Source organism: Streptomyces sp. NPDC036822, from assembly GCF_055609145.1.
Genome location: NZ_JBVJPY010000007.1, coordinates 307,458 through 333,563, shown reverse-complemented (window position 1 = coordinate 333,563; position 26,106 = coordinate 307,458). Strand labels below are relative to the sequence as shown.

Here is a 26,106-nt window from a genome sequence, read left to right as displayed (position 1 = left end):
CGTTCCGCGCCGGGTGTGCGCGTACGGCCACGAAGTGTGTGTGGGGACCTGCCCCCGCAGACGTGCAACCGTGCCGGGGACCGCGGACGCCGGTGGGCGTCCTGGCGGTCCCCGGTCGCGACTACTTCCCGTCCGCCTCGCCGTCGGCCTTGGCGTCCTTCTTGACCTCGGTGTCGGCCTCGGCCTCGTCCGCCTTCTTGGTCAGGTCGGTCTTGGCCTCCCCCGAGACCTCCACGGCGTCGTGCTCGGCGTCCTCGGCAGACTCGGTCAGCGAGGAGGCGTCATCGGGCACGACAGTGGCGTCGGCCTCCGGCTCGTCACCGTGGACGATCCGGTTGTACTCCTCGTCGGCGAGGACGGCACCGATCGCGTTCTTGGCGTAGACGGCGTGCACGCCGGGCGCGACCTCGAGGAGGACGGTCTCGTCACCGACCTCCTTGACGGTGGCGTACATCCCCCCGATCGTCCGTACGCCGGTGCCGGGCTGCATCTGGTTACGCATCTCCGCCGCCGCCTGCTGCTTCTTCTTGGCAGAGCGGGTCATCAGGAACATGGCCCCGATGAGGACGATGAAGGGGAGGAGGGTCACGATACTCACGGGACGGGTTTCCTTCGCACGGACGCGGAGAAACCGCGGCCTGATCTTCGGGGGTGGGCGTGCCGACCAGAAAGGTCGGCATCGGCGGAGTCTAGGCGAGTCCGCATCGATGGAACAACGTCCAGCATCGCACCGCGGTTCCTCGACCGGCGAGTCTCCGCGCCGTCACGCCCCGAAGAGCCCCTGTTGTCCGCTTCCGGCCGCTCCCGGGGCCACTGCCTGCGGCGGGACCAGTCCGAGATGCGCCCATGCCGCGGGGGTGGCGACCCGGCCACGGGGCGTGCGGGCCAGCAACCCTTCGCGTACGAGGAAGGGCTCGGCGACCTCCTCGACGGTCTCGCGCTCCTCGCCGACCGCGACCGCGAGGGTGGACAGGCCGACCGGTCCGCCGCCGAAGAGCTTCAGCAGGGCCTGCAGGACGGCCCGGTCGAGCCGGTCGAGGCCGCGGCTGTCCACCTCGTACACACCGAGGGCGGCCGCCGCGATGTCGCGGGTGATCACGCCGTCCGCCCTGACCTGGGCGTAGTCGCGGACGCGGCGCAGGAGGCGGTTGGCGATGCGGGGCGTGCCCCGGGAGCGGCCGGCGATCTCGGCGGCGCCCGCGGTGTCGATCTCGACGTCGAGGAGGCCGGCGGAGCGGTGGATCACGCGCTCCAGTTCGGCCGGTTCGTAGAACTCCATGTGTCCGGTGAAGCCGAAGCGGTCCCGCAGCGGCGGCGGGAGGAGTCCGGCCCGGGTGGTGGCGCCGACCAGGGTGAAGGGGGGCAGTTCGAGCGGGATGGCGGTGGCGCCGGGCCCCTTGCCGACGATCACGTCGACGCGGAAGTCCTCCATCGCCATGTAGAGCATCTCCTCGGCGGGCCGGGACATGCGGTGGATCTCGTCGAGGAAGAGGATCTCCCCCTCCTGGAGGGAGGAGAGGATCGCGGCGAGGTCGCCGGCGTGCTGGATGGCGGGGCCGGAGGTGATGCGGATCGGCGCGTTCATCTCCGCGGCGATGATCATCGAGAGGGTGGTCTTCCCGAGGCCGGGGGCGCCGGAGAGCAGGACGTGGTCGGCGGTCGCGCCGCGCTGGCGGGCCGCCTTCAGCACCAGGTCGAGCTGCTGGCGGACCTTCTCCTGGCCGACGAACTCGGCGAGGTCCTTGGGGCGCAGGGCCGCCTCGACGGCCTGGTCGTCGCCCTCGGCGGCGGCGTCGACGATCCGCTCCTCGGCGGCCGGTGCCGTGTCGTCGTCCCAGTTCACGTGTCTGCCTTCTCGGTCTTCTCGGTGCGGTGCGGGTGCGGTGCCGTACGGGGCGGTGCCGTGGTCCGGCGGTGCTAGCGGGCGCGGTTGAGCGTCTGGAGGGCGGCGCGCAGCAGCTGCGGGACGGGGGCGGAGCCGGACTCGGCGAGGGCGGCCTCGGCCTGCGGGGTGACCGCGGCGACGGCATCCTCCGCCTCGCGGCTGGCGTAGCCCAGGCCGATGAGCGCGGCCGACAGCTGCTCCGTCCACGGGGCCGGCCCGGAGGCGGCGGCGCGCTGGGCGCCGACGAGGCCGCCGGTGCCGAGCGGCCGGCCCAGCTTGTCCTTCAGTTCGAGGAGGAGCTTCTGGGCGCCCTTCTTGCCGATGCCGGGGACGGCGGTGAGCGCCTTCTCGTCTCCGGTGGAGACGGCCAGCCGCAGGGCGTCGGGGCTGTGCACGCCGAGCATGGCCTGGGCCAGGCGCGGGCCGACTCCGCTGGCGGTCTGGAGGACCTCGAAGACCTGCCGCTCGTCGTCGTCGGCGAAGCCGTACAGCGTGAGCGAGTCCTCCCGCACCACCAACGACGTGGCCAGACGGGCTTCCTGACCGACCCTCAGCTCGGCGAGGGTGCTCGGGGTGCACTGGACGGCCATGCCCACACCGCCGACCTCGACGACCGCGGTGGTGGGGGCGAGCGCGGCGACGGGGCCGCTGACGAAGGCGATCATCGGGTACGGCCTTTCGCGGTGCGCGGAGCGGAGGGCGATGCGGTGGAGTGAGCGGCGGCGTGCAGGGCGACGGCCTGCTGGAGGCGGTTCTGCGCGGGGGCCCGCCAGATGTGGCAGATGGCCAGGGCGAGCGCGTCGGCGGCATCGGCCGGCTTGGGCGGGGCCGCGAGCCGCAGCAGGCGGGTCACCATGGCTCCGACCTGGGCCTTGTCGGCCCGTCCGCTGCCGGTGACGGCGGCCTTGACCTCGCTGGGGGTGTGCAGGGCGACGGGGATACCGCGGCGGGAGGCGCAGAGCATGGCGACGGCGCTGGCCTGGGCGGTGCCCATGACCGTGCGGACGTTGTGCTGGCTGAACACCCGCTCCACGGCGACCAGTTCGGGGGAGAAGCGGTCGAGCCACTCTTCTATGCCACGCTCGATGCCCACCAGCCGTACGCCGATGTCCGCGTCGGCGGCCGTCCGCACCACGCCCACGCCGAGCATGGTCAGGGGCCGGCCGGCGACACCCTCGACCACGCCGACGCCGCACCGGGTCAGGCCCGGGTCCACCCCGAGAACGCGCACCTCAGTCCCTCCCCGCACTGTCGTTCCGCCTCAGACTACGTCCGGGGGTTCCCCGGTTCGCGCAGGCTATCGGCTCGCACTGACAACGCCCCGCGAACAGCGGCGGGCCGACGGGAGTGTGTCCCCGTCGGCCCGCCGAAGACGGCCCGCCGTCAGGCGTCGACCTTCTCCATGACCTCGTCGCTGACGTCGAAGTTGGCGAAGACGTTCTGCACGTCGTCGCTGTCCTCGAGCGCGTCGATCAGCTTGAAGATCTTGCGCGCGCCCTCTTCGTCGAGTTCGACCTGCATGGTCGGGACGAAGTTGGAGTCGGCGGAGTCGTAGTCGATGCCGGCCTCCTGCAGGGCGGTGCGTACCGCGACCATGTCGGTGGCCTCGCTGATCACCTCGAAGCTGTCACCGAGGTCGTTGACCTCCTCGGCGCCCGCGTCGAGCACCGCGCCGAGGACGTCGTCCTCGCTCAGCTCACCCTTGGGGAGGACGATGACGCCCTTGCGGTTGAACAGGTACGAGACCGAGCCCGGGTCCGCCATGGAGCCGCCGTTGCGGGTCATGGCGACGCGGACGTCGGAGGCGGCGCGGTTGCGGTTGTCGGTGAGGCACTCGATGAGCACCGCGACACCGTTCGGGCCGTAGCCCTCGTACATGATCGTCTCGTAGTCCACGCCGCCGGCCTCGAGGCCGCCGCCGCGCTTGACCGCGGAGTCGATGTTCTTGTTGGGGACGGAGCTCTTCTTCGCCTTCTGGATGGCGTCGAAGAGGGTCGGGTTGCCGTCGATGTCGGCACCGCCGGTACGCGCGGCGACCTCGATGTTCTTGATCAGCTTCGCGAAGAGCTTGCCGCGCTTGGCGTCGATCACGGCCTTCTTGTGCTTCGTCGTAGCCCATTTAGAGTGGCCGGACATCTGCCTGTCTCCTTCGCGTAACCCATTACTGAACGAACCCCAGAGATCCTACCGGGATCGTGTCACCGCGCCGCGCGCACCATGTCGACGAACAGGGCGTGGATGCGGTGGTCACCGGTGAGCTCCGGGTGGAACGAGGTCGCGAGGGCCCGCCCTTGGCGTACGGCGACGATGTGGCCGTCGTGCTCGGCGAGGACCTCCGCCTGCGCGCCGACGGACTCGACCCAGGGGGCGCGGATGAAGACCCCCTCGACGGGACCGTCCTCGATGCCGCGGACCTCGACGCCCGCCTCGAAGGACTCGTTCTGCCGTCCGAACGCGTTGCGGCGGACGATCATGTCGATGCCGCCGAAGGTCTCCTGGCCCGAGCGCGGGTCGAGGATCTTGTCGGCGAGCATGATGAGTCCGGCGCAGGTGCCGTAGACCGGCAGGCCGCCGGCGATGCGCTCGCGCAGGGGGGCTGCCAGGCCGAACAGCCCGGCCAGCTTCGAGATGGTGGTGGACTCGCCGCCGGGGATGACCAGGCCGTCGACCTCGGCGAGCTCCTCGGGGCGCCGGACCGGCCTGGCCACGGCGTCAGCCGCGGCCAGGGCGATCAGGTGCTCCCGTACGTCGCCCTGGAGAGCCAGGACACCGATCACAGGAGTGTTCATGGGGTCTTACCAGCCGCGGTTGGCGTAGCGCTCGGACTCGGGGAGGGTGTCGCAGTTGATGCCGACCATGGCCTCGCCCAGGTTGCGGGAGGCGTCCGCGATGATCTTCGGGTCGTCGTAGAAGGTGGTGGCCTTCACGATGGCGGCGGCGCGCTTGGCCGGGTCGCCGGACTTGAAGATGCCGGAGCCGACGAAGACGCCCTCGGCGCCGAGCTGGCGCATCAGCGCGGCGTCGGCGGGGGTGGCGACACCACCGGCGGAGAACAGCACGACCGGCAGCTTGCCGAGCTCGGCGACCTCCTTGACCAGCTCGTACGGGGCGCGCAGGTCCTTGGCGGCGGCGAACAGCTCGTTGTTGTCGTAGCCGCGCAGGCGGGCGATCTCGTTCTTGATCTGGCGGAGGTGGCGGACCGCCTCCACGACGTTGCCGGTGCCGGCCTCGCCCTTGGAGCGGATCATGGCCGCGCCCTCGGCGATGCGGCGCAGGGCCTCGCCCAGGTTGGTGGCGCCACAGACGAACGGCGTGGTGAAGGCCCACTTGTCGGAGTGGTTGACCTCGTCGGCCGGGGTGAGGACCTCGGACTCGTCGATGTAGTCGACACCGAGGGACTGCAGGACCTGCGCCTCGACGAAGTGGCCGATGCGGGACTTGGCCATGACCGGGATGGACACGGCGCCGATGATCTCTTCGATCATGTTCGGGTCGGACATGCGGGCCACGCCGCCGTCCTTGCGGATGTCCGCGGGGACCCGCTCCAGGGCCATGACGGCCACGGCACCGGCGTCCTCGGCGATCTTCGCCTGCTCGGCGTTGACCACGTCCATGATCACACCGCCCTTGAGCTGCTCGGCCATGCCGCGCTTGACGCGGGAGGTGCCAATCGCCGACGACTCAGCGGACGGGTTGCTGTTGGGAAGCGTGGTGGACACAGGGACCTCACTCGAGAAAGCGGTGTGGAGACAAGACGAGGAAACAGGCCACCCGCGGTCCACAGCAAGGGCCAATGTGGAGCCCGTGGATCGTTTTCGTTGCATTCCCAGGCGAGGGGGGTCAGGTCGGGCGATCGGCAAGGGCCACGGGCGGCTCGTCGTCCATTTCGAAGGCCAACGGGAACGGGGCGTGGCCTGCGAGGCGGAACCAGCGGACCGTACGGTGGCGGCGCAGCGCGCGGGCGGCGCGCACGGAGTCGTTGTGGAACCTGCGGGCCATCGGGACTCTGCGCACGGCCGCCGCGAGTTCGTCGGCGGCCTCCTCGCCGCCCGGGGCCTCCCGTACGACCTCGACCTGCTCGGGCTCGCCGAAGACGGCCCGCAGCGCCTGGCTCAGCTCGCTCTCGGCGACCTCGCGGTGGTCCTCCTCGGCCTGGCGGGCGGCGTGGGCCGCTTCGTAGAGCACGATCGAGGCGGCCGGGTCGAGCACGCCGGAGGTGGCCAGTTCCTGGGTGACCGAGGCGCGCCGCAGCAGCTGGGCGTCGAGGGCGGCGCGGGCGGCGTCGAGCCGGGAGTGCAGCCGGTCGAGCCGCCCGGCGGTCCAGCTGAGGTACAGGCCGATCGCGATGAGCGCGACGACGGTCCAGATCAGGGTTACGGTCACGGGCGCACAGGCTACCGGGGCGGCGGGCCACCACTCCGAAGGGCGTGGTCATGGACGACCGGGCCCCCGCTGGGTCCCCCGGGCACGAGGGCGTGTTTCGCAAGTCCCGTCCGGCTGGGGTCGTCCGGCACGGAAAGGCCGCCTCAGGCCCGGCACGGAGGGACCGGCCCAGGCCGGGCACGAAGGAACCGCCCCTGGCACGGACGGGCCGTGCCGGGGCGGCACCCGGCGGGTCAGTCCCTGGCCGCCAGGCCGAAGCGGGCGCGCAGGCCGGTGCGTTCGTCCGCGGCCACCGACGCCGCGCCGTCCGTCACCGTCTCGTACACGGCCAGGATGTCCGCGCCCACCGTCGACCAGTCGAAGCGCCGCACGTGCGCGCTCCCCCGGGCCCTGAGCTCCTTGCGCCGCTCCTCGTCCCCGAGCAGCCGGATCGCCGCGTCCGCCAGCGCGTCCGCGTCCTCGTTGGCGAACAGCTCGCCGGCCCCGCCCTGGTCCAGGACCTGCGCGAACGCGTCGAGGTCGGAGGCGAGGACCGGCGCGCCCGCCGACATCGCCTCGACCAGGATGATCCCGAAGCTCTCGCCGCCGGTGTTGGGCGCGACGTACAGGTCGACGCTGCGCAGCAGGCGGGCCTTGTCCTCGTCGCTGACCATGCCGAGGAACTCGACCCTTGCGCGCATCTCCGCCGGGAGGCCGGCCACGGCCTCCTCCTCGTCACCGCGCCCCGCCACGACGAGCCGCGCTCCGGGCCGCTCGGTGAGGATCCTCGGCAGGGCCCGCATCAGCACGGGCAGCCCCTTGCGGGGCTCGTCGATCCGCCCGATGAAGCCGAGCGTCTCGCCCTGCCACTCCTTCTTCGGCTCGGCCCGCGCGAAGAAGTCGACGTCGACGCCGTTGGGGATGACGACCGCGTCGCCGCCCAGGTGCTCGACGAGGGTCCGCCGCGCGTACTCGCTGACCGCGATCCGCGCGCTGATCTTCTCCAGCGCCGGCTGGAGGATCGGGTACGCGGCGATCATCGCCCGCGAGCGCGGGTTGGAGGTGTGGAAGGTGGCCACGATCGGCCCCTGCGCCGCCCAGCAGGTCAGCAGCCCCAGCGACGGGGAGGCCGGCTCGTGGATGTGGATGACGTCGAAGGTGCCCTCGTGCAGCCAGCGCCGCACGCGCGCGGCCGACAGGAAGCCGAAGTTGAGCCGCGCCACGGAGCCGTTGTACGGCACGGGCACGGCCCGGCCGGCCGAGACGACGTACGGCGGGAGCGGTGTCTCGTCGTCGGCGGGGGCGAGCACCGACACCTCGTTCCCGAGGCGGATCAGATGCTCGGCCAGATCGCGGATGTGGAACTGGACGCCGCCCGGCACGTCCCACGAGTACGGGCAGACGATGCCGATCCTCACGCGCTCCGCTCCCCGCGCGGGCCGTCGCCCCGGTGGTCGCCGGGGCCCCGCTCGTCGGAGCCCCGGCCGTCGGCACGGCCGCCGCCGGGCTCGTCGGCACGCTCGTCGAGATCCGCGAGCCACAGTCGTTGCAGCATGTGCCAGTCCTCCGGGTGGTCGGCGATGCCGGTGGCGAAGGCGTCGGCCAGCGCCTGTGTCATCACGGACGTCTTCTCGGCCCGCGTGCCTGTCCCGGGCACGTCGACGGGCGCGTGCACCCGCCCCTTCATGACCGGCGAGTCGTCGTACCAGAGCGTCACGGGCATCAGCAGGGCGCCCGTATGCTGCGCCAGCATCGCCGGACCGCCCGGCATCCGTGCCGTCTCGCCGAAGAACGAGACCTCGGTACCGGACGCCGACAGATCGCGGTCGGCGACCAGGCAGATCAGGCCGCCGGCCCGCAGGCGGCGCGCCAGTGTGCCGAAGGCCGCGCCACCGGTGTGCGGCAGGACCTCCATGCCCAGGGACTCGCGGTAGGCCACGAACCGGTCGTACAGCGTCTCCGGCTTGAGCCGTTCCGCGACCGTCGTGAACGGCACCCCGAGGTGCCGGGTCACCCACACGCCCGCCAGGTCCCAGTTGGCCAGGTGCGGCAGGGCGAGGATGACACCGCGCCCGGACGCGAGCCCGTCCTTCAGACGATCGATGTCCTCGATGTGGACGCCGCCCCCGACCCGCTCCTTGCTCCAGGCCGGCAGCCGGAAGGACTCCATCCAGTACCGCATGTAGGAACGCATGCCGGCCTTCGACAGCGCGGCGAGCCGCTCCGGCGTGGCGTCGGGCACCACGCGGGCGAGGTTGGATTCCAGCCGCAGCACGCTCGGGCCCCGCCGCTTCCAGGCGATGTCGGCGATCCGCCGGCCCAGCCCGGCCGCGACCGGCTCGGGCAGCTTCCTGACCGTGGCCCAGCCGAGCCCGTACAGCCCGTCGGTCAGCCGGTCCCGCATGTCCGTGGCACCGCTCATGACGTCGCCTCGCTCCCCCGGCCGGCGCCCGCGTCCCCGCGGGCGTCCGCCTCCGCGGACTCCCGCCGCACGGTCACGACCCGCTGGCCCAGCGTCACCGCCGAGCCGACGGCCACGATCCACAGCGCGATCGGCAGCAGGACGTCGACGCCGGGCACGCCGAACGCGTGCAGTCCGGCCAGGCCGGCGGCGACGAGAGAGATCACCAGGCGCTCGGCCCGCTCGATGAGGCCGTTGACCGCGACCGGCAGGCCGATCGATTCTCCTCGGGCCTTGGTGTACGACACGACCTGGCCGCTGGCCAGGCAGAAGATGGCGACCGCGCACAGCACGTTGTCGTCGCCGGTGCCCGCGTACCAGAGCGCGAAGCCGCCGAAGACGGCGCCGTCGGCGACCCGGTCGAGCGTGGAGTCGAGGAACGCCCCCCAGCGGCTGGAGATACCGGCCTGCCGGGCCATGTTGCCGTCGACGAGGTCGGAGAAGACGAAGAGGGTGATGACGATCGTGCCCCAGAAGAACTCTCCCCGGGGGAAGAAGACCAGTGCACCCGCCATCACTCCGGCCGTGCCGATGAGTGTGACCGCGTCGGGGCTGACGCCCCGGCGGAGGAGAAACGCGGCGAACGGTGTGAGGACACGCGTGAAAAATGCACGCGCGTACTTGTTCAGCATGGCCTTCCCGACGTTCGGTGGGCCGCGCGGCCCCTACGACCACCGGCTCGCCCATCGTAGCCAGGACCGTGGCGCCGTACCGTCGGGCACCCGGTCCGCGGCGTCACGTACGACGTATGGACGCATCGTGACGTCGGTGCAAAGCTCGAAGGACAACCGCGGGCGTCGCCGGAGCTGCACGCGAAGCACCGTCCGCCGCGCCCCCTCCCACGCCCGCGCCCGCCTCACCGTGCAAGCGATCGGGAGGAACACCATGGGCGACAAGGCGAACGCACACTCCGGGGCCGCCGGCAGGGCGCCGACGGCCGACCGGCCCTCGGCCGTACGGAACGTGGTGCTGGTCGGCCACAGCGGATCGGGAAAGACCACCCTCGTCGAGGCCCTCGCGCTGACCGCGGGAGCGGTCAACCGGGCCGGACGCGTCGAGGACGGCGGGACGCTCTCCGACCACGACGAGATCGAGCACCGCCAGCAACGCTCCGTACAGCTCTCCCTCGTCCCGGTGGAATGGGCCGGGTGCAAGATCAACCTACTCGACACCCCCGGATACGCCGACTTCGTCGGAGAGCTGAGGGCCGGTCTGCGCGCGGCGGACGCGGCCCTCTTCGTCGTCTCGGCGGCCCAGGAGGCCGACGCCGTCGCGAGCTCGACCCGCATGGTGTGGGAGGAGTGCGCGGCCGTCGGCATGCCCCGCGCCATCGTCGTCACGCACCTGGACACGGCCCGCACCGGCTTCGCCGAGCTGACCGAGGTCTGCGGCCGGATCTTCGGCGGCGACGACCCCGACGCGGTGCTCCCGCTCTACCTGCCGGTCCACGGTGCCGAGGCTCCCGACGGCCACGCCCCGGCCACCGGCCTGATCGGGCTGCTCTCGGAAAAGATCTTCGACTACGCCGGCGGCGAGCGGCGCGAGATCCCGCCCGACGAGGAACGGCGGCCGCTCATCGCCGAGGCACGGGCCCGCCTCATCGAGGGGATCATCGCCGAGAGCGAGGACGAGTCCCTGATGGACCGCTACCTCGGCGGGGAGGAGATCGACATCACGACCCTCACCGACGACCTGGAGAAGGCCGTCGCCCGGGGCACCTTCCACCCGGTGCTCGCCGCCGCGCCCGCCGCCGCCGGCGGGAAGCAGGGGCTGGGCACCGTCGAGCTCCTGGAGCTGATCACCAGCGGCTTCCCCACCCCTCTGGAGCGTGAGGTCCCCGCCGTCACCACGCCCGACGGCGAGCCCCGCCCGCGCTTGACCTGCGACCCGGACGGCCCGCTCCTCGCCGAGGTGGTCAAGACCGCCTCCGACCCCTACGTCGGCCGGATCTCACTGGTGCGGGTCTTCTCCGGCACCCTGCGCCCCGACCGGACCGTCCACGTCTCGGGACACGGCCTGACCGACCGGGGACACGAGGACCACGACGTCGACGAGCGGGTCGGCGCGCTGACCTCCCCCTTCGGCAAGCAGCAGCGGCCGGTCGACGCCTGTGTGGCCGGCGACCTGGCCTGTGTCGCCAAGCTCGGCCGGGCGGAGACCGGGGACACCCTCTCGGCCAAGGAGGACCCGCTCCTGATGGAGCCGTGGACCATGCCCGACCCGCTCCTCCCACTCGCGATCGAGGCGCACAGCAAGGCCGACGAGGACAAGCTCTCCCAGGGCCTCGCACGGCTCGTGGCCGAGGACCCGACCATGCGGCTGGAACAGAACCAGGACACCCACCAGGTGGTGCTGTGGTGCCTCGGCGAGGCCCACCGCGACGTCGCGCTCGAACGGCTGCGCAACCGCTACGGAGTCCAGGTCGACGCCGTCCCGCACAAGGTCTCGCTCCGGGAGACCTTCGGCGGCCCGTCGGCCGGGCGTGGCCGCCACGTCAAGCAGTCCGGCGGGCACGGCCAGTACGCCATCTGCGAGATCGACGTCGAGCCCCTGCCCCCGGGGAGCGGCATCGAGTTCGTCGACAAGGTGGTGGGCGGCGCCGTGCCGCGCCAGTTCATCCCGTCCGTGGAGAAGGGCGTACGGGCCCAGGCGGCGCGGGGCGTGGCGGCCGGGTACCCGCTGGTCGACGTGCGGGTCACCCTGCGCGACGGCAAGGCCCACTCGGTCGACTCCTCGGACGCGGCCTTCCAGACGGCGGGCGCGCTGGCGCTGCGGGAGGCGGCCGCCGAGGCGAGCATCCAGCTCCTGGAGCCGGTCGCGGAGGTCCAGGTCCTCGTCCCCGACGAGTACGTGGGTCCGGTGATGAGCGATCTGTCGGGGCGGCGCGGCCGGGTCGTCGGTACGGAGCAGGCGGGGCAGGGGCGCACGGTGGTGCGCGCCGAGGTCCCGGAGATCGAGATGGGCCGGTACGCCGTCGACCTGCGGTCCGTCTCGCACGGCACCGGCCGCTTCGACCGGTCGTACGCCCGTCATGAGGCGATGCCGCCGCCGGTGGCGCACAAGCTCCGCGAACAGGCGGGCGCCGAGGCGTAGTCGACCACGGCCGACCGGGTCCGGCGGCCGGTCGGCACGCCCGTTCGCCGGCGGCGCCCGCGGAACTCCCCTCCGGTGGGCGGCATCCGGCCGTCCCTGCCCGGTTCCGTGACGCATCCGCCGGTACCCGGTTACGCTGTGGTGCCCAGCTCAGAAGGTGTGCGGGGCGCGGTAGTTGGGAACAGGCCGCAGAGGAACACGCGGTGAACCACGCGGGCACGCGGCGATGGGGGCGGCAGTGACGATCGGCAGTTTCGGACCCGGGGCGCAGATCCCCCTTCAGGGCTCGGACGGACAGACGGCGGCGACGCATGCCCTCGCCTCCGCCGCGTATCGCGACGGCCCGGTCGAGGAGATCCTCAAGGCCAACAACGAGTGGCACCAGTCCAAGGTGACCGAAGGCAAGTGGAACAAGCTCTTCCGGCCGGACCTCGGCGAGGCGTTCTCGCGCGCGGTGCAGGTGCGGATGCTCGGCGGCGCCCGCAAGGCGCTCGTCCAGTCCTTCGGCACCGAGCCCCAGCCGGTGGTCGAGCACTGTCTGGCCGCCACCCGCATCCGTAAGCAGCGTGACACCAGGCTGACCCTGGTCACCTTCGTCTTCGGCATCCTCTTCCTGCCCGGCCTGCTGCTCTGGCTCGGGGTGATCCAGCTGCGCCGCATGGTCTCCGGCACGGAGAACCGGCGGACCGGCGCCGTGGGGACGGCCCTGCTGCTGGGCGCCGGCCTGCTGGCCGCGCTGGTCCTGTTCAAGCTGCCGTTCGGCGGCGTCCTGTCGATCTACCTCCGGGCCATGATCGTGGCCCCGGTCATCGGCTGGTTCCTCGCCAAGCGCATCTGCGAGTCGACCGCCCAGGACCTGCGGGCCCGCTGGGACGGCCTGCTCAGCGGCGGTGGCATCGGGGCCAGGATCCCGGAGGCGGTCCCCGGCGACCCGAGCGAGAAGGCGGCCGAGGACCTCCGCCAGAACCTGGAGAAGCTGACCGCCGAGCAGCACTCCAACGTCGTCTTCTACGCCGGCCCCAAGGGAATACTGGGCATGGGGACCCGCTGGGGCAGCTGGACCCTCGCCGAGGAGCTGGTGCCCAAGGACGGCCGGGAGATCCACGACTTCCGCGCCTGGGACGTCGTACGCAAGATCCATGACGAGCTGTCGCTGATGGAGCGGGGCTCCCTCAAGACGGGTTTCCCCAAGCCGACCGTCAAGCACTGGATCGTGTCGCCCGTCGGCGAGGGCGCCGACGAGGTCGCCCGTCCTGAGGGCGACAACATCGTGCACTTCCAGGTCAAGCCGCACGAGATACAGCGCATCTGCAACGACCAGCAGTTCGGCAGCGGGAACCGGCACTACCTCGGCGTGCAGTTCACTCTCTGGGACGGTCAGCTCGTCCTGACGATGATGATCACGGTCACGTCGTTGCTGCACACGCTGCGGGTCGAGGTCACCGGCCATGCGCTGGGACCCGTCCACTCGCTCTTCACCACCAAGCCCAAGGCGAAGACGAAGGAGGTCTCCAAGACCGTCAGGTTCTGGGAGACCCGGGAGATCCAGCTGCCGCTCATCGAGACCGACGAGGTGGTCCGCCTCGCGGTCCGGGCACCGCTGACGTGGTTCCCGCCGGTCCTGGACTTCCTCGGGGGCAAGCTCGTCCTGCCGGAGCCGTTCGGTCTGCGGCACGCCTGGGCGGCGCAGCCCTGGCGCCACCGTTTCATGGCCGACGACGCCATCCGCGCCGCGACCCCGGTGATGCGCGCGGTCCACGCCGCGACCATCCGCGTGCTGGACGACCACGGGGTGGACACGGAGCGCTTCACCAACCGCTCGCTGATCCTGAGCGGGACCGTCCAGGAGCCGGGCCCGAAGAAGGCGGACGTCTACGACGCGTGAGGACCGCGAGCCGTGGCCGGCCTACTGCGAGGAGGAGGCCGGCCAGGCGTCGGCGAGCATCTTGCGGGTGTCGGCGAGGAGCTGCGGAAGCACCTTCGTGTGCCCGACGACCGGCATGAAGTTGGTGTCGCCTCCCCAGCGGGGCACCACGTGCTGGTGCAGATGGGCGGCGATCCCGGCGCCCGCGACCGAGCCCTGGTTCATGCCGATGTTGAAGCCGTGCGCACCGGACGCGGACCGCAGCGCGATCATCGCGCGCTTGGTGAACTCGCCGAGTTCGGCGGTCTCCGCGGCGTCCAGCTCCGTGTAGTCGGCGACGTGCCGGTAGGGCACGACCATCAGGTGGCCGCCGTTGTACGGATAGAGGTTGAGCACGGCGTACACCTGCTCGCCCCGCGCGATCACGAGCCCGTCCTCGTCCGACATGGCCGGAATCGAGCAGAAGGGACAGCCGTCCCCGGCCCCCGGCCCGGTCGGCTTGTTCTCTCCCTGGATGTACGCCATCCGGTGAGGCGTCCACAGGCGCTGGAACGCGTCCTGCGTCCCCACTCCGATCTGCTGCTCCGGCTCAATCGTCATGCTGTGCAGCATATTGCTTCGCCCGTTCGGAAGATGTCGGCGGGGCGAGGATCCGGTGGACACGGCAAGGCCCCCGGGGAACTCCCCGGGGGCCTCCTGACCCTGTCGGACGCGGCCGACGGCCGGATGCCGGTCGGACGCCAGGGCTGGTGTCGGCCCTGACGCCCGGCCGGGCGTCAGACCTGGACCCGCTCCTCGACGACCTTGGCGATCTTGGCGATGGCCTCGTCGCGCGGGATGCCGTTCTCCTGCGAGCCGTCGCGGTAGCGGAAGGAGACGGTGCCGGCCGCCATGTCCTCGTCACCGACGATGATCATGAACGGAACCTTCTGCTTCTGCTGGTTCCTGATCTTCTTCTGCATGCGGTCCGAGGAGGCGTCCACCTCGACCCGCAGGCCCTTCCTCTTCGCCTCGGCGGCGAACTCCTGCAGGTAGCCGACGTGCGCGTCGCCGATCGGGATGCCGACCGCCTGCACCGGCGCCAGCCACGGGGGCATCGCGCCCGCGTAGTGCTCGAGGAGCACCGCGAAGAAGCGCTCGATCGATCCGAAGAGCGCACGGTGGATCATGACCGGGCGCTGCTTGGTGCCGTCCGGGCCGGTGTACTCCAGGTCGAAGCGCTCCGGCAGGTTGAAGTCGAGCTGCACGGTGGACATCTGCCAGGTGCGGCCGATGGCGTCGCGCGCCTGCACGGAGATCTTCGGGCCGTAGAAGGCGGCGCCGCCCGGGTCGGGGGTCAGCGGGAGGCCCTGCTTCTCGGCCACCTGCTGGAGGACCGCGGTGGCCTCCTCCCAGACCTCGTCCGAGCCGACGAACTTCTCCGGGTCCTTGGTGGACAGCTCCAGGTAGAAGTCGGTCAGGCCGTAGTCGCGCAGCAGGTTGAGCACGAAGGTGAGGGTGCGGTCGAGCTCCTCGGCCATCTGCTCACGGGTGCAGTAGATGTGCGCGTCGTCCTGGGTGAAGCCGCGGGCACGGGTCAGACCGTGCACGACGCCCGACTTCTCGTACCGGTACACGGTGCCGAACTCGAAGAGGCGCAGCGGAAGTTCACGGTAGGAACGGCCGCGCGCGTCGAAGATCAGGTTGTGCATCGGGCAGTTCATGGGCTTGAGGTAGTAGTCGGTACCACCGTCGAGCTGCATGGGGGGATACATGCCCTCCGCGTACCAGTCGAGGTGGCCGCTCTTCTCGAAGAGGGCGCCCTTGGTGGCGTGCGGCGAGTAGACGAACTCGTACCCCTCCTCCTCGTGCCGGCGGCGCGAGTAGTCCTCCATGGTCCGGCGGATGATGCCGCCCTTGGGATGGAAGACGGCGAGGCCGGAGCCGATCTCGTCCGGGATGGAGAAGAGGTCGAGCTCGTTGCCGAGCTTGCGGTGGTCGCGCTTCTCGGCCTCGGCGAGGAAGTCGAGGTGCGCCTTCAGCTCCTCCTTCGAGGGCCACGCGGTGCCGTAGATCCGCTGGAGCATCGGGTTCTTCTCGCTGCCGCGCCAGTAGGCGGCGGCGTTGCGCATGAGCTTGAACGCCGGGATGTTCCGGGTGGTGGGCAGGTGGGGACCGCGGCAGAGGTCCTTCCAGCACAGCTCGCCGGTCTTGGCGTCGAGGTTGTCGTAGATGGTCAGCTCGCCGCCGCCCACCTCGACGTTCGCGCCGTCGTCGGACGAGGCGGACCCCTTGATGCCGATGAGCTCCAGCTTGTACGGCTCGTGCGCGAGCTCCTCGCGGGCGGCCTCGTCGGTCACCACGCGGCGGGAGAAGCGCTGGCCCCGCTTCTGGATCTCCTGCATCTTCTTCTCGACGGCCTTGAGGTCCTCGGGGGTGAAGGGCCGCTCGACGTCGAAGTCGTAGTAGAAGCCGTCACGGACCGGCGGGCCGATGCCCAGCTTGGCCTCGGGGAAGAGTTCCTGCACGGCCTGCGCCATCACGTGCGCGGTGGAGTGGCGCAGGATGTCGAGACCGTCCTCGGAGGAGATCTCGACGGGCTCGACGACATCGCCGTCACTGACCTCGTAGGAGAGGTCCTTCAGCTCGCCGGCGACCCGGGCGGCGATCACCGACCGGTCCTCGGCGAACAGGGCGCCGGCGGTGGTGCCCGCGCTCACCGCCCGATCCTCGGCTCCTGAGGCGGACTGGACGGTCACACGGACATCAGACATGGTGCTCCATACATCGGGGCGCGGGCAGATACGAAGTGCCGGCGCCGACGGTGCGCGGCAGAGACGAGGTGCCGCGTCGCCGTCGATCGTACCGAGCCGTGGTGCCTGCCCGCGAAACGATTACCCCCGGGCCCGGGGCTGCGCCCCGGTGGTCACTCCCCGCCCCACGCCTCCTCGAAGAAGTCGAGGTTCTCGTGCAGCGACTTCATCAGCCGGTCCCGTTCCGCCTCGTCCACCTGCACCGGTACGACCCCGGAGGCGTCCGTCATCCTGCGGAAGCCGCCCCTGCGCTCCAGGCGTCCCACGACCCGGATCGGCAGTCCCACCAGGTGGGCGTGGCCGGCCGTGCGGTACGACTCCTCGTCCAGGGTCACCCGCACGTGCGGCACCTCCGCGCCGGCCAGGACCCGCAGGCGTACGGTCCCCTCGCCTCGAGGGCCCGAGCGGCGCATGCGGACGACGGCTCCGGTGATGCGGACCGGTACGGACGGCTCGTCGGTGAGATAGCGGACGCCGGCCTCGCGCAGGGCGGGCAGGTCGCCCGGTGAGAACTCGACCGGCTCGGGCCGGGTGGCGCAGCCCGCCGGCGCCCCGGCGGCCGGGGCCCATTCCAGGGCGATCCGCGCGCCCTCGGAGCCGCGGACGAGGGTGACGAGGGCCTCGGTCAGCTCGCGGCTCACGCCGGCCTCGACGGCGGTGTCGAAGGCCTCCATGCCGCCGGTGGCGCGCTGGTAGTCGACGGCCTCCCGGGCGGCGTGAAGCGCGTGGTAGAGGCGTACGGCGACGGCCCGGCCCGGGTCGACGGGGACGAACGCGGTCAGGCCCCGGCCGCCCTGCGCGGCCCCGACCACCACGGCCTGCAGGGAGGACTGGGCCTGGCGGCGGTGGCGGGCGCCGTAGTAGCCGGCCCGCGCCCGGACGGCGAGGGCCCCGGCCAGCAGCAGCTGGCGGGCGGCCGAGCCGAGCTGCTCCTGGACGCTCCACGGCACCGTGCCGGCGGGCCCCGGCGGCACGTCGCGCCACCAGCGGATCTCGTCACTGGGGACGGTGAGCCCGACCAGGACCTCACGGGCCGACGGCGCGGCGCTGCGGGCGAGCGCGGTCAGGGCGTCCTCGAGGAGGTCCTCGCAGTCGGGGAAGGCGCGGCTCTCCGGGACCAGGAGGCTCGTGGCACCGATGCCCGCGCCGCTCCCGGGCGGGGTCCAGCGGCTGTAGCGGCCCGTGGCCCCGCCGCGGCGGCGCCAGCCGTGGCGGGCCAGGAGCGCGCCGAGGACCCGCGGGTCCACCTGCCCGGCGTCCGGCGGCCCGTCCGCGTCGGCCCACGGGCCGCCGGGAAGCTCGCCGGGCGTGGGGTGGGGGCGGAAGGGCGGGGGGACGGGGCCGTGGCCGGCCCCTCCCTCCGGTTCGTCGATCGGCCGGTGCATCAAGGTCTCCCTCCCACGCCGACGCGGGTCATGATCTCGCACAGGGCCCGGTCGTCGAAGATCCGCGCCGTCGGTATGCGCACGGTGGTGCGGCGCTGTCCCGTGACCGGGTGGCCGGCCAGGTTGATCCAGTAGCAGCAGTGCCGTAGGTCGAGCCGGTCGTGCCCGGCCCGCAGCCAGTCCTCCTGGGAGCGCGGTACGAGCATCACGACCAGGATCTTGTGCACCGACACGGGCGTCCGCGCGAGCTTCACCAGGTGGGCGTTGTCGAGCGTGAACGAGAACGTGCCTCCGGGCGGGCTCGGCGGTATCTGGTAGGTGCACTTGAGCTGCACCTTGATGGTGACTTCGTCGTCGACCGTGTGGCCGGGAGCGCTGTGACTCACGTGCCAGTCGATGCCGTTGTCCGGAAACGGCTGCGACAGCGAGCAGCCCGCAGCCGCCGCGACCGCGTGCAGATAGCCCACCTGAAGTGTCTCCATGCAGGCGGTGGTGGCGAGTGAGCCGCGCGGTGGTGCTGCCCGCTGGGGCGGCAGCCCACCCGATTCGGGCTGGGCGAGCGCCATGTCGATTCCCTTCCCCGTCATCTGTGTTGTCACCGGCCCGCGTACGGCGCAAACAGCCCGGGTATCACCGATTCGGGCAGGGGGATCGCCATCTGCCGCACACGTGCGAGGAGTTCGGGGATGACGCACTGGTTCGAGGGGCCCCTGGCCGCATTCGACACGGAAACCACGGGAGTCGACGTCGAGGAGGACCGGATAGTCTCGGCCGCCCTCGTCGTCCAGGACATGACGGGCGGCCGCCCCCGGGTGACGCGCTGGCTGGTCAATCCCGGGGTGCCGGTGCCCGAAGCGGCCACGGCGGTCCATGGTCTGACGGATGATCACCTCCAGCGGAACGGGCGGTGGCCCGCGCCGGTGATGGAGGAGCTGGGACGGGCGCTGGCCGAGCAGTGTGCGGCGGGCCGTCCGCTGGTGGTGATGAACGCTCCCTTCGATCTGACGATCCTGGACCGCGAGCTGCGCCGCCACCGCGCCTCCTCGCTGGGCCGCTATCTGCAGAACACTCCTCTGTGCGTGCTGGATCCGCGGGTCCTCGACCGTCATCTGGACCGCTACCGCAAGGGCCGCAGGACGCTGACGGACCTCTGCGCGCAGTACGACGTGGAGCTGGAGGGCGCGCACGACGCGGCCGCCGACGCGACGGCGGCGATGGACGTCGTACGGGCCGTGGCGCGGCGCTTCGCGTCCCGGCTGGAACGGCTGTCGCCGGCGGAGCTGCACACGCTGCAGGCGGTCTGGCACGCCGCGCAGGCGCGCGGGCTGCAGGCGTGGTTCGCGCGCAACGGGACGCCGGAGGTGGTGGATCCGACGTGGCCGCTGCGTCCGGAGATGCGGACGGCGGCGTGAGCCGGGCGCCCCGAGATGCGGAAGGCCGGTCCGTCGTGTGACGGACCGGCCTGACCCGGTGGGCGATACTGGGATCGAACCAGTGACCCCTTCGGTGTGAACGAAGTGCTCTCCCGCTGAGCTAATCGCCCGGGAACGGGTTGAACCATACAGGTCCCGGCGGGTTTCCTTCAAACCGGCCGCAGGCGGGCGGCGAGCCCGCGCCGGCCACCGCGCATCATCAGGGCGTGGTTGGCGCGGAAGAGGGGCCGCGCGGGGACGGCGAAGCGGCGCATCAGCGGGTTGCGCACCTCTACCTCCTGTTCGTAGAGCGCGCGGGTTCCGGCCGGGTCGGCGGTGAGGGTCCAGCGGAACCAGCCCTCCAGATCGCCGCTGAGCCCGGCCTCCAGGACGCCGGCGACCGGGTCGTTGCGCCGGGCCCGGACGGTGACGACGAGGTCGTACGGCAGGACGGAGCGGAAGCGGGCGGTGCCGGTGGCGTCGTCGAGGGGGACGACCTCGCGGACCTGGGGCCACCAGCGGGGGTACTCCTCGCCGCGTTCGAGGACGTCGTAGACCGCGTCGGGCGGGGCCGCCAGGCGCCAGACGCTGCGGAAGCGATAGTGGTACCGGTCCATGCCCCCAGTGTGGACGTACTCAGGCCCGGATCTGAGTACGCGCGCGCATGGCCCGGAAGTGTGCCCCGCGCCACACTCCCGGTATGAACACTCCCCTGCCGCCCGCGGAAGAGCTGCGGCTCGTCGACCGTGAGCTGGCCGAAATCGACGCCCGGAGGGCCCAGTTGCTGGCCCGCCGGGCGTGGCTGCTGCAGATCCTGCACGCGCCCGCGGCCCGGCCCGCGGCGACGGCCCCCTGGCCCGCTCCCCCGCGTCCGGACTCCACACCCCGCAGCGCGCAGAACGTCCTCCTGACCCTCGGCGGGGCCCTGCTGACGATCGCCGCCGTCGCCTTCACCCTGGTGAGCTGGGGGTCGATGGGGATCGGCGGCCGCGCGGCGGTGCTGTTCGTGGCGACGTCCGCCGCGCTCGGCGCGCCGGTGGCGCTGCTGCGCCGCGGTCTGGGCTCCACGGCCGAGGCGGTGGCGGCGCTCGCGCTGGCCCTGACGGTGCTCGACGCGTACGCGCTGCACCGGGTGGCGCTGGCGGACACGGACGGCGCGGGGTACGCGGCGGTGGCGTCGGCCGTGCTCGCGGGGGCGTGGACGGCGTACGGATCGGCGCTCGGCCGGCTGCGGATTCCGCTGCCGGCGGCCGTGGTGGCCGCTCAACTCCCGTTGCTCCTCGGTGTCCAGGCGGCGGGCGGGGGTCTCCTCCCGACGGCCTGGGCGGCGCTCGTGACGGCGGCCGCGGATCTGGCGCTGGTGCTGTGGGCGAAGCCCGCGGCGGTACGGGTCACGGCAGGTGTCGGCGGCGGCATGCTGGGCGGCTGGGCAGTGCTGTCCGGTGGCTGGCTGTCGCTCACCTCGGCCCTTCCGGCGGGCGTCCTGCTGCTGGCCGGCGCCGCGCCGGCGCTGATCCTCGCGTGGCGGATGCCGCGGGTGGCGACGGCCGCCTCGGTGGTGGCGGGCCTCGCGATGATCACGGCGGCCGGCGGTGTGCTGCGCGCCGCGCTGCCGGGCGACTGGCAGGTGCCGGGGTACGTGCTGTGCGCGGTGGCGCTCGCGGCGGCGCTGCGTTCGACGGCGCCGCGCGCGGTGCGGCTCGGTCTGGCGGGCGCCGGGGGCGGAGTCCTCGCGCTGGGTGTGGCGTGGGCGGTGCCTCCGGTGGTGGCGGCGCTCCTGGCGCCGGCGGCGCGCACGACGGCGGTGTGGTCGGGCGCGCACGCCGAGCCGGCGCTCGCGTCCTACCCGGCCACGGCCCCGCTGGTGCTGCTGATCGCGGCGTCGGCCCTGGCGGCGGTGCCGCGCCTGTGGGCCCGCTGTGGCGCCCTGTTCCTGGCATGGGCGGTGCTGACGGCCCTGACGCTGTCGCTGGAGCCGCCGTACGGCGTGGGGCTGACGCTCCGGCTGGTGACGGTGGCGGCGGCGCTGTTCCTCGCGGTGCGCCCGCAGCTGGTGGCCCGGGGGCTGCGGGTGCCCTCGGCCCGGCGGTCGCCCGAGTCTCCGGCGCCGGCCGGGCAGGCCCCCGCCGGGACGGGCGGCGGCGAGGCGGCTGCGGGTGCCGGGCCGGCCACGGCCGCGCAGGCCGGTGGCACCGTTCCTCCGCCCTCCGGGGCGGCCGTCGGCGGCGCGCAGGCCCCCGCCTGGGGCCCGTGGGCGTCCTGGGGGCCGACGGCCGCGGTGCCCCCGGCCCCTCTCCCGCCGCGCGAGGTGCTCGGCTGGAGCGCGCTCGCCTGTGGTCTGGCGTCGGCGGTGAGCGGCGTCGCCGCGGCCCTGGACACACGGGGTGCGACGTTCGCGGCGCTGGGCGTGTTCCTCGGCCTCTTCACGGCCGTGGCGTTCCTCGGCCAGGGCGCGCGGCGGGCCGTCGCCGCGTGTGCCGCGGTGGTGTCGCTGACCGGGCTCGTCCTGGCCGTGGCGGCGGCCGCGGAGTTCCCCGGCCACCGCACGGCCCTGCTCCTGCTGCTGGTCCCGGCGGCCACGGCGGCCCTCGGCGCCCGGCTCGGCCGGCGGCCGGTCGCCGTGCCCCTGGAGATCACGGGTGCCGTGGCGGGACTGCTCGCGGTCGGGCTCGCCGTCTCCCGGCCGGCCGTCCTGGCACTCGTCCTCGCCCTGGGCGGGGTGATCGCGGCCGCGACGGCGGTGCGCCCGGAGCGGCGCCGGGTGGCCGCGTGGGCGGCGGCCGGCCTGTTCCTGCTGGCGACCTGGGTGCGGCTCGCCGCCTCGGACGTGGCGACGCCCGAGGCGTACACGCTCCCGGTCACCGTGCCCGCGCTGGCGGTCGGGGCGCTGCGCCGCCGCCGCGATCCGGGGGCGTCGTCCTGGACGGCGTACGGTCCGGGCCTCGCGGCGACCCTGGTGCCGAGCCTCTTCGTGGCCTGGACGGATCCCGACTGGGTGCGGCCGCTGCTCCTCGGGGTGGCCGCGCTGGCGGTGACGCTCCTGGGGGCCCGGTTCCGGCTTCAGGCGCTGCTGGTCCTCGGCGGCTGCGCGCTGGCCCTGGACGGGCTGCACGAGCTGGCTCCGTACGTGGTGCAGGCCGTGGGCGCGCTGCCCCGCTGGCTGCCGCCGGCCCTGGCCGGTCTGCTGCTCCTGGCGGTGGGCGCGACCTACGAGCAGCGCCTGCGGGACGCCCGGCGCCTGCGTGAGCGGCTGGGCAGGATGCGGTAGCCCCGGCCGGGACGCCGAAGGCCCGGAGACCTGTCGGTCTCCGGGCCTTCGGTCCGGGTGGTGGGCGATACTGGGTTCGAACCAGTGACCTCTTCGGTGTGAACGAAGCGCTCTCCCACTGAGCTAATCGCCCGGGCGCACCGCAAACATTACCGCATGTCAGCGGGTCCCCTCGACCGCCTCGGGCATGCCCCGGAGCTCACTGGTCGATCTTCCACGGCATGACGAAGCCGAACTTCCAGAGGTAGATTCCGACGAGTACGGCGATGATCACCAGACCGACGGTCGTGAGGATGATGTTGCGCCTGCGGACCTTGGGATCGAGGGCCCGCTGGGCGGCCTCGGTCACCTTCCGCTTCGTCCAGCGGAGCACGAGCTGGGCCCAGACGAACTCGGTCGCCCAGATCGCCATGCCGCCGAAGATCACCAGCCAGCCGGGCCCCGGCAGGGGCAGCATCACGACGCCGGCGCCGACGACGGCGAGACCCACGATGAAGACGCCGACCTGCCAGCTCAGGTGGAGGGTCCGGCGGGCCTTGATGAACTCGGGCGCCCGGGATCCCAGCTCGGAGTCGCCGTCGGCCGCGGACTCCCCGGTGCGCTCGTCACTCTCCGCATTCATGGGTCCCAACCTACCGGATTCGGCGCCGTCACCGGTATGGCGGTATTACCCGAAGTCACACCCCCCCATACGAGCTACCTGAACGTTCACAAAACAGACAGAGGGGTTTACAACGGCACCGTAGGTGGCATGTCGATTTCGCCGACGTGCGAATCCCCGAGCGCACACTGAGCGAAAGGCCCTGGCGCTTATGAACACCACGGTCAGCTGCGAGCTGCACCTGCGCCTCGTTGTGTCGAGCGAGTCCTCACTGCCTGTACCCGCGGGCCTGCGGTATGACACGGCCGATCCGTATGCCGTGCACGCCACCTTCCACACCGGAGCCGAGGAGACGGTCGAGTGGGTCTTCGCCCGCGACCTTCTCGCCGAGGGGCTGCACCGGCCCACCGGCACCGGCGACGTCAGAGTCTGGCCGTCCCGCAGTCACGGTCAGGGCGTCGTCTGCATCGCACTGAGTTCCCCAGAGGGCGAAGCCCTGCTCGAGGCCCCGGCGAGGGCCCTGGAGTCGTTCCTGAAGAGGACCGACGCCGCCGTGCCCCCGGGCACCGAGCACCGTCACTTCGATCTCGACACCGAGCTCTCCCACATCCTGGCCGACAGCTGAGCCAGGCCGAGAGCCGCACGGCGCCGTCCGACTCGGGGAGACGGCGCCGGGCGGAAAGCCCCTACGGCGAACATCGGCGTCCTCACCGCGCAGCCGGCGCGGTGAGGGCGCCGATGCCCGTTTTCCGGCCGCGCCGTCCGGCGGGCCGTCAGGCACCTTCCGGACGGCGCGGGCACCCTCGTGACCGGGCGGGCCGGACGGCCTGAAGCGTCCCCCGGTCGGACGGTGTGGCCGCTTTCCGGTCCCATGAGCCGGTCGGCGCCTGCTTTCGGCCCCGTTCCGGCCCGCTTTCGGACCGCTCCCGGCCCGTCGCGGCCGAGCCGCTAGAGTCAGCGCAATTCCGCGGGCGCCCGCCCGCAGCAGGCCAGGGAGCGAATCGTGCTGATCCCCCACGACACCCGGATTGCCCTCGACACCGTCGTCGACCTGATGAACACCGCTCCACAGGGCGACCGCGTCGACGAGCTCGAGGACCTCCAGGCGCTGCACGCCTTCGTGCGGGCCCACGACATCAGCGACGTGGGCGAGCTGGGCGCACAGGACCTCAAGGCGGTCCGGGAGCTGCGCGGCAGGTTCGCGGCCGTCTTCGCCGCACCGGACGCCCGGATCGCGGCCACGCTCATCAACCAGCTCGTCGCGGCCGCGGGCACGACTCCGCAGCTCACCGACCACGACGGCTACGACTGGCACGTCCACTACTTCGCCCCCGGAGCCTCGGTCTCCGACCACCTCGGCGCCGACTGCGGCATGGCACTGGCGTTCATCGTCGTCGCGGGCGAGCAGGAGCGGCTGCGGCGCTGCGAGGCACCGGACTGCGGGCGGGCCTTCGTCGACCTCTCCCGCAACCGCTCCCGCCGCTACTGCGACAGCCGCACCTGCGGCAACCGGCTCCACGTGGCGGCGTACCGGGCGCGCCGCAAGGAAGCCGCCGGCTGATCCACCGGACGGCACCTCCTCACAGCGGGAACCGGACGGCACCTGCTCACAGCAGGAAGAGGTCGTGCACGGCGGCCATCAGCAGCAGACAGCCGATCACCGCGAGAAAGATCATCAGTGGCGGCTGGGAGAGCGCGAACAGACAACCGCGCGGCTCTTCGGTGGCGGCGGGGGTGTGATCCCGCGAGGTATCGAGCATCTCGGATGCGATCATGTCGCAGCCACCCGCCCCGACCGCTCGCAACACGCCTCACGCGGAGGGCAGTTCACCCCATCCCGTGGACGCCGCCTCCCGTCAGATCCCGTGCTTCTTCAGGATCGCCTCGATATCGCTGAAGTCGTCCCCGGCCTGGGTGGCCCGCGGCTCGGGCGTCGCGCCGCGCTGACCGCGGCCGAGCGAGGGCGCGGACGCGGCGGGCGCCGCGGTCTGGGCCCGCTCGCCGCCGGTCGCCTCCTGGCGACCGCCGCCCCTGCGCCGCTCGACGGCGCGCGTGGTCATGAACAGCAGCCAGGCCACCCCGAGGACCCCGAAGCCGGCCCAGGCCATGGGGCTGAAGGCGGTCGCGGCGAGCCACTCCACCGCCCCCGTCATCACCAGGCCCACCGGCACCAGGGCGTAGGCGGCGATCCTGGCCGCGGTGAGGAAGCGCCTGCGGTACGCCGTGATCGCGGCGATGCCCAGGCCCGCCACGGACACCGCGGAGCAGATGGTCTCGGCAAGCATGCGGTCCTCCTGGCGCCGGGCGATACGTCCCTTCCATCCTGCACCGCCGGGGCCGGTCCCGGCCACGTACCGGGGCCGACCTCAGGGAGATCTCCGGGTCGCACCCCGACGATCTCCTCCCCAGGTCCCGGTTGGGTCGCGCCGCCGAGGGCTGGAAGACTGCTCCCATGAGCGACTCCACCACCGCGCCCGCCTCCGCCCCCGTCGTCCTGGAGGCCTGGTTCGACCTCCAGTGCCCCGACTGCTTCCAGGCCCTCGACGACGTGCGCGCGCTGCGCGAGAAGTACGGCGACCGCGTGGACGTACGACTGCGGCACTTCCCGCTGGAGAAGCACAAGCACGCGTACGCCGCCGCCCAGGCCGCGGAGGAGGCGGCCGAGCAGGGCAAGGGCTGGCCGTACGCGGAGGCGCTCCTCGCCAGGACCGAGGAGCTCGGCCGGCAGGGGGAGTCCGTGCTGATCGAGGTGGCCCGGGAACTCGGCCTGGACGCCGAGGAGTTCGACACCGCCCTGATCGACGGCCGGCATCTGCTCGCCGTCGACGCCGACGAGGCGGAGGGCAAGGCCATCAAGGTCACCGGCACCCCCACCTACGTCATCGACGGGAAGCGTCTCGACGGCGGCAAGAGCCAGGACGGCCTGCGCGAGCGCGTCGAGGAGATCGCCGACCGTCTCCTGGCCCACGCCGGCTGAGTCGGC

The 26,106-nt window shown here is 72.5% G+C and carries 26 protein-coding genes and 2 tRNA genes; 7 read left to right on the top strand and 21 right to left on the bottom strand.

Annotated features, from left to right (window positions below):
- Window positions 1-121: 121 nt before the first annotated feature.
- From yajC to pgsA, 11 genes are all read right to left on the bottom strand, one after another.
- A complete protein-coding gene (yajC, locus tag ACZ68P_RS19605) occupies window positions 122-598 on the bottom strand; it encodes a preprotein translocase subunit YajC (RefSeq protein ID WP_471007689.1) in 477 nt (158 codons plus the stop codon).
- 165 nt (window positions 599-763) lie between these two features.
- Window positions 764-1,843 (bottom strand): Holliday junction branch migration DNA helicase RuvB, encoded by a 1,080-nt coding sequence (gene ruvB, locus ACZ68P_RS19600; RefSeq protein ID WP_471007686.1) that lies wholly within the window; start codon window positions 1,841-1,843, stop codon window positions 764-766.
- Between the two features lie 74 nt (window positions 1,844-1,917).
- A complete protein-coding gene (ruvA, locus tag ACZ68P_RS19595; protein WP_471007683.1) occupies window positions 1,918-2,550 on the bottom strand; it encodes a Holliday junction branch migration protein RuvA in 633 nt (210 codons plus the stop codon).
- Window positions 2,547-3,116, bottom strand: coding sequence for a crossover junction endodeoxyribonuclease RuvC (gene ruvC / locus ACZ68P_RS19590; RefSeq protein ID WP_365721244.1), 570 nt, complete (start codon window positions 3,114-3,116; stop codon window positions 2,547-2,549). Before ruvC ends, ruvA begins: the two co-directional genes overlap by 4 nt.
- Before the next feature lie 152 nt (window positions 3,117-3,268).
- On the bottom strand, window positions 3,269-4,021 hold the full coding sequence (locus ACZ68P_RS19585; protein WP_365721246.1) for a YebC/PmpR family DNA-binding transcriptional regulator: 753 nt from the start codon (window positions 4,019-4,021) through the stop codon (window positions 3,269-3,271).
- Between the two features lie 62 nt (window positions 4,022-4,083).
- Window positions 4,084-4,674 (bottom strand): pyridoxal 5'-phosphate synthase glutaminase subunit PdxT, encoded by a 591-nt coding sequence (gene pdxT, locus ACZ68P_RS19580; protein WP_471007679.1) that lies wholly within the window; start codon window positions 4,672-4,674, stop codon window positions 4,084-4,086.
- 6 nt (window positions 4,675-4,680) lie between these two features.
- On the bottom strand, window positions 4,681-5,604 hold the full coding sequence (pdxS, locus tag ACZ68P_RS19575; RefSeq protein ID WP_365721250.1) for a pyridoxal 5'-phosphate synthase lyase subunit PdxS: 924 nt from the start codon (window positions 5,602-5,604) through the stop codon (window positions 4,681-4,683).
- A 121-nt stretch (window positions 5,605-5,725) separates the two neighbouring features.
- A complete protein-coding gene (locus ACZ68P_RS19570; protein WP_471007677.1) occupies window positions 5,726-6,268 on the bottom strand; it encodes a hypothetical protein in 543 nt (180 codons plus the stop codon).
- A 233-nt stretch (window positions 6,269-6,501) separates the two neighbouring features.
- Entirely contained in the window at window positions 6,502-7,665 is a 1,164-nt protein-coding gene (locus ACZ68P_RS19565; RefSeq protein WP_471007675.1) for a glycosyltransferase family 4 protein, read from the bottom strand.
- A complete protein-coding gene (locus ACZ68P_RS19560) occupies window positions 7,662-8,669 on the bottom strand; it encodes a phosphatidylinositol mannoside acyltransferase (protein WP_471007674.1) in 1,008 nt (335 codons plus the stop codon). Before ACZ68P_RS19560 ends, ACZ68P_RS19565 begins: the two co-directional genes overlap by 4 nt.
- A complete protein-coding gene (pgsA, locus tag ACZ68P_RS19555) occupies window positions 8,666-9,340 on the bottom strand; it encodes a phosphatidylinositol phosphate synthase (protein ID WP_471007673.1) in 675 nt (224 codons plus the stop codon). The genes ACZ68P_RS19560 and pgsA overlap by 4 nt, the downstream gene beginning before the upstream one ends.
- Window positions 9,341-9,593: 253 nt before the next feature.
- Here pgsA and ACZ68P_RS19550 point away from each other — a divergent pair, with 253 nt between their 5' ends.
- Both ACZ68P_RS19550 and ACZ68P_RS19545 read left to right on the top strand, forming a co-directional pair.
- Window positions 9,594-11,801, top strand: coding sequence for an elongation factor G-like protein EF-G2 (locus ACZ68P_RS19550; protein WP_471007670.1), 2,208 nt, complete (start codon window positions 9,594-9,596; stop codon window positions 11,799-11,801).
- A 226-nt stretch (window positions 11,802-12,027) separates the two neighbouring features.
- Window positions 12,028-13,686, top strand: coding sequence for a hypothetical protein (locus tag ACZ68P_RS19545; protein WP_471007668.1), 1,659 nt, complete (start codon window positions 12,028-12,030; stop codon window positions 13,684-13,686).
- Between the two features lie 21 nt (window positions 13,687-13,707).
- Here ACZ68P_RS19545 and ACZ68P_RS19540 read toward each other — a convergent pair whose 3' ends face one another.
- The 4 genes from ACZ68P_RS19540 to ACZ68P_RS19525 form a co-directional block, all read right to left on the bottom strand.
- Window positions 13,708-14,277, bottom strand: a complete 570-nt coding sequence (locus ACZ68P_RS19540; RefSeq protein ID WP_471007666.1) for an HIT family protein — start codon at window positions 14,275-14,277, stop codon at window positions 13,708-13,710.
- Window positions 14,278-14,441: 164 nt separating this feature from the next.
- Window positions 14,442-16,418, bottom strand: a complete 1,977-nt coding sequence (thrS, locus tag ACZ68P_RS19535) for a threonine--tRNA ligase (RefSeq protein WP_471007664.1) — start codon at window positions 16,416-16,418, stop codon at window positions 14,442-14,444.
- Between the two features lie 152 nt (window positions 16,419-16,570).
- Window positions 16,571-17,842: a hypothetical protein gene (locus ACZ68P_RS19530; RefSeq protein ID WP_471007662.1), complete on the bottom strand. Its 1,272-nt coding sequence runs from the start codon at window positions 17,840-17,842 to the stop codon at window positions 16,571-16,573.
- Window positions 17,842-18,429 (bottom strand): DUF4365 domain-containing protein, encoded by a 588-nt coding sequence (locus ACZ68P_RS19525; protein WP_471007660.1) that lies wholly within the window; start codon window positions 18,427-18,429, stop codon window positions 17,842-17,844. Before ACZ68P_RS19525 ends, ACZ68P_RS19530 begins: the two co-directional genes overlap by 1 nt.
- A 99-nt stretch (window positions 18,430-18,528) precedes the next feature.
- Between ACZ68P_RS19525 and ACZ68P_RS19520 the strand changes: the two genes are divergently transcribed.
- Window positions 18,529-19,254 (top strand): exonuclease domain-containing protein, encoded by a 726-nt coding sequence (locus ACZ68P_RS19520; RefSeq protein WP_471007659.1) that lies wholly within the window; start codon window positions 18,529-18,531, stop codon window positions 19,252-19,254.
- Window positions 19,255-19,313: 59 nt separating this feature from the next.
- Here the strand turns inward: ACZ68P_RS19520 and ACZ68P_RS19515 are convergent.
- Window positions 19,314-19,385, bottom strand: a tRNA-Val gene (locus tag ACZ68P_RS19515).
- Window positions 19,386-19,424: 39 nt separating this feature from the next.
- A complete protein-coding gene (locus ACZ68P_RS19510) occupies window positions 19,425-19,871 on the bottom strand; it encodes an SRPBCC family protein (protein ID WP_471007657.1) in 447 nt (148 codons plus the stop codon).
- 83 nt (window positions 19,872-19,954) lie between these two features.
- Here ACZ68P_RS19510 and ACZ68P_RS19505 point away from each other — a divergent pair, with 83 nt between their 5' ends.
- A complete protein-coding gene (locus tag ACZ68P_RS19505) occupies window positions 19,955-22,522 on the top strand; it encodes an SCO7613 C-terminal domain-containing membrane protein (RefSeq protein WP_471007656.1) in 2,568 nt (855 codons plus the stop codon).
- A gap of 58 nt (window positions 22,523-22,580) precedes the next feature.
- On the opposite strand, the gene ACZ68P_RS19500 is transcribed toward ACZ68P_RS19505, so the two are convergent.
- A tRNA-Val gene (locus ACZ68P_RS19500) sits at window positions 22,581-22,655 on the bottom strand.
- Window positions 22,656-22,721: 66 nt separating this feature from the next.
- Window positions 22,722-23,144 carry a TIGR02611 family protein gene (locus ACZ68P_RS19495; RefSeq protein ID WP_471007655.1) on the bottom strand — a complete coding sequence of 141 codons (423 nt, stop codon included), beginning with the start codon at window positions 23,142-23,144 and terminating at the stop codon, window positions 22,722-22,724.
- A 190-nt stretch (window positions 23,145-23,334) separates the two neighbouring features.
- Here ACZ68P_RS19495 and ACZ68P_RS19490 point away from each other — a divergent pair, with 190 nt between their 5' ends.
- Both ACZ68P_RS19490 and ACZ68P_RS19485 read left to right on the top strand, forming a co-directional pair.
- Complete coding sequence (locus ACZ68P_RS19490; protein WP_015032345.1) at window positions 23,335-23,748, top strand: SsgA family sporulation/cell division regulator; 414 nt, start codon at window positions 23,335-23,337, stop codon at window positions 23,746-23,748.
- 378 nt (window positions 23,749-24,126) lie between these two features.
- Window positions 24,127-24,684, top strand: a complete 558-nt coding sequence (locus tag ACZ68P_RS19485; RefSeq protein ID WP_471007652.1) for a CGNR zinc finger domain-containing protein — start codon at window positions 24,127-24,129, stop codon at window positions 24,682-24,684.
- Window positions 24,685-24,730: 46 nt separating this feature from the next.
- Here ACZ68P_RS19485 and ACZ68P_RS19480 read toward each other — a convergent pair whose 3' ends face one another.
- Both ACZ68P_RS19480 and ACZ68P_RS19475 read right to left on the bottom strand, forming a co-directional pair.
- Window positions 24,731-24,898 (bottom strand): hypothetical protein, encoded by a 168-nt coding sequence (locus ACZ68P_RS19480; protein WP_471007753.1) that lies wholly within the window; start codon window positions 24,896-24,898, stop codon window positions 24,731-24,733.
- 81 nt (window positions 24,899-24,979) lie between these two features.
- Window positions 24,980-25,408 carry a hypothetical protein gene (locus tag ACZ68P_RS19475; protein WP_471007649.1) on the bottom strand — a complete coding sequence of 143 codons (429 nt, stop codon included), beginning with the start codon at window positions 25,406-25,408 and terminating at the stop codon, window positions 24,980-24,982.
- A 167-nt stretch (window positions 25,409-25,575) separates the two neighbouring features.
- Between ACZ68P_RS19475 and ACZ68P_RS19470 the strand changes: the two genes are divergently transcribed.
- The gene (locus ACZ68P_RS19470) at window positions 25,576-26,100 is read left to right on the top strand and encodes a DsbA family protein (protein WP_471007646.1); all 525 of its coding nucleotides are present in this window, start codon (window positions 25,576-25,578) and stop codon (window positions 26,098-26,100) included.
- Window positions 26,101-26,106: the final 6 nt, after the last annotated feature.

Coding starts and splice junctions, on each gene's coding strand:
- pdxT (WP_471007679.1), bottom strand. CDS start 4,674: ATGAACACTCCTGTGATCGGTGTCCTGGCTCTCCAGGGCGACGTACGG.
- ACZ68P_RS19495 (WP_471007655.1), bottom strand. CDS start 23,144: ATGAATGCGGAGAGTGACGAGCGCACCGGGGAGTCCGCGGCCGACGGC.
- pgsA (WP_471007673.1), bottom strand. CDS start 9,340: ATGCTGAACAAGTACGCGCGTGCATTTTTCACGCGTGTCCTCACACCG.
- ACZ68P_RS19525 (WP_471007660.1), bottom strand. CDS start 18,429: ATGACGGGGAAGGGAATCGACATGGCGCTCGCCCAGCCCGAATCGGGT.
- ACZ68P_RS19475 (WP_471007649.1), bottom strand. CDS start 25,408: ATGCTTGCCGAGACCATCTGCTCCGCGGTGTCCGTGGCGGGCCTGGGC.
- ACZ68P_RS19560 (WP_471007674.1), bottom strand. CDS start 8,669: ATGAGCGGTGCCACGGACATGCGGGACCGGCTGACCGACGGGCTGTAC.
- thrS (WP_471007664.1), bottom strand. CDS start 16,418: ATGTCTGATGTCCGTGTGACCGTCCAGTCCGCCTCAGGAGCCGAGGAT.
- ACZ68P_RS19510 (WP_471007657.1), bottom strand. CDS start 19,871: ATGGACCGGTACCACTATCGCTTCCGCAGCGTCTGGCGCCTGGCGGCC.
- ACZ68P_RS19540 (WP_471007666.1), bottom strand. CDS start 14,277: ATGCTGCACAGCATGACGATTGAGCCGGAGCAGCAGATCGGAGTGGGG.
- ruvA (WP_471007683.1), bottom strand. CDS start 2,550: ATGATCGCCTTCGTCAGCGGCCCCGTCGCCGCGCTCGCCCCCACCACC.
- ACZ68P_RS19550 (WP_471007670.1), top strand. CDS start 9,594: ATGGGCGACAAGGCGAACGCACACTCCGGGGCCGCCGGCAGGGCGCCG.
- ACZ68P_RS19505 (WP_471007656.1), top strand. CDS start 19,955: ATGAACACTCCCCTGCCGCCCGCGGAAGAGCTGCGGCTCGTCGACCGT.
- ACZ68P_RS19585 (WP_365721246.1), bottom strand. CDS start 4,021: ATGTCCGGCCACTCTAAATGGGCTACGACGAAGCACAAGAAGGCCGTG.
- ACZ68P_RS19470 (WP_471007646.1), top strand. CDS start 25,576: ATGAGCGACTCCACCACCGCGCCCGCCTCCGCCCCCGTCGTCCTGGAG.
- ACZ68P_RS19520 (WP_471007659.1), top strand. CDS start 18,529: ATGACGCACTGGTTCGAGGGGCCCCTGGCCGCATTCGACACGGAAACC.
- ACZ68P_RS19480 (WP_471007753.1), bottom strand. CDS start 24,898: ATGATCGCATCCGAGATGCTCGATACCTCGCGGGATCACACCCCCGCC.
- ACZ68P_RS19545 (WP_471007668.1), top strand. CDS start 12,028: ATGGGGGCGGCAGTGACGATCGGCAGTTTCGGACCCGGGGCGCAGATC.
- ACZ68P_RS19490 (WP_015032345.1), top strand. CDS start 23,335: ATGAACACCACGGTCAGCTGCGAGCTGCACCTGCGCCTCGTTGTGTCG.
- ACZ68P_RS19530 (WP_471007662.1), bottom strand. CDS start 17,842: ATGCACCGGCCGATCGACGAACCGGAGGGAGGGGCCGGCCACGGCCCC.